The sequence below is a fragment of the Bradyrhizobium australafricanum genome (assembly GCF_020329495.1).
Classification (GTDB): Bacteria; Pseudomonadota; Alphaproteobacteria; order Rhizobiales; family Xanthobacteraceae; genus Bradyrhizobium; species Bradyrhizobium australafricanum.
The window spans coordinates 1-732 of record NZ_JAGKJL010000202.1; the positions used below are offsets into that span (position 1 = coordinate 1).

At 60.7% G+C, this 732-nt stretch carries 1 protein-coding gene; it reads left to right on the top strand.

Annotation, left to right across the window (positions count from 1 at the left end; all coding sequences use genetic code 11):
• The coding region (locus tag J6525_RS46560; RefSeq protein WP_225649629.1) for a DUF933 domain-containing protein at nucleotides 1-258 on the top strand (258 nt) is incomplete at its 5' end.
• Nucleotides 259-732 lie beyond the last annotated feature (474 nt).

Sequence of the window (732 nt, forward strand, 5' to 3'; positions counted from 1 at the left end):
CTCATCACCTATTTCACCGTCGGCCCGAAGGAAGCGCGCGCCTGGACCATCGACCGCGGCACCAAGGCGCCCGCCGCCGCCGGCGTGATCCATACCGATTTCGAGAAGGGGTTCATCCGCGCCGAGACCATCGCCTACGCCGATTACATCGCCGGCAACGGCGAGGCCGGCGCGCGCGATGCCGGCAAACTGCGGCTTGAAGGCAAGGAGTACGTCGTCGCCGACGGCGACGTCATGCATTTCCGCTTCAATACCTGAGCATCGATTTCGAGAGAGCTTTCTCCCCACGTCGTCCCGGCGAAGGCCGGGACCCATAACCACCGGCCGTGGCTATGAAGCACACTGGGGCCCCAGTTCGCACAAACAACAACTCCCTATGGTAATGGGTCCCGGCCTTCGCCGGGACGACGCTGAATGTGCGGGTGGTGCTCTTTCCCACGTCGTCCCGGGCAAGCGAAGCGCGACCCGGGACCATAACCACAGGGTTGCGTTGTTGAAGCGAACTGTGGCCCCAGCTCGCTCCATCTCCACGTCCTGTGGTTATGGGTCCCTGCTTTCGCACTAGCGTATATACATATCCTCCGCAGTCTTTCCGGAGTCTTCTCAAAGAGTTGGCCGAAAACCGCAGAGAACTTACTCATCTGCACTAGGGTTGCGCCCGCCGATTTCGGCTCTCGCCTAGTAGCTAACCCCTTGATGATGAGTCGGTTTTCTAGCCTCGAAGAGATGTGT